Origin of the sequence: Streptomyces johnsoniae (assembly GCF_031845565.1) — a bacterium.
GTDB lineage: Bacteria > Actinomycetota > Actinomycetes > Streptomycetales > Streptomycetaceae > Streptomyces > Streptomyces johnsoniae.
Map to the genome: position 1 here is coordinate 1 of NZ_JAVREV010000096.1, position 400 is coordinate 400.

1 protein-coding gene is annotated in these 400 nt (G+C 67.8%); it reads right to left on the reverse strand.

Annotation, left to right across the window (positions count from 1 at the left end):
- Window positions 1-21: 21 nt before the first annotated feature.
- Window positions 22-400 (reverse strand): thiolase C-terminal domain-containing protein (locus RM779_RS33445; protein ID WP_394813459.1); only part of this gene is annotated, 379 nt, incomplete at its 5' end.

Below are 400 nucleotides of genomic sequence, written 5' to 3' on the forward strand. Positions count from 1 at the left end.
GCCCGATAAATCCGACTCGCATCAACCTGCCTCCACTTCCACTTCGGTGCGCGCACTGTCGGCGACGCGCGCGTCGGCCACCTGGCGCTCAGCGGCCTCGCCGCGTAGCTGGGTGACAGCCTCGTGGATGAGGCCCATCCCGTGGGTGCGGCCGTGCGAGAGCTGCCCGCCGTGGGTGTTGAGCGGGATGACGCCGTCGCGGGCGATGTTGTGGCCGCCGTCGAGGAAGTCCTTGGCCTCCCCGATGCCGCAGAAGCCAAGCCCCTCCAGCCAGGACAGGCAGTTGAAGCTGAATCCTTCATAGAGCTCGGCGACATCGACATCGCTGGGGCGCAACGAGGTTCGCGACCACATGTGGGCGCTCTGGCCGAGCACCTGCGGTTCGTGGGTCAGGGTGGTC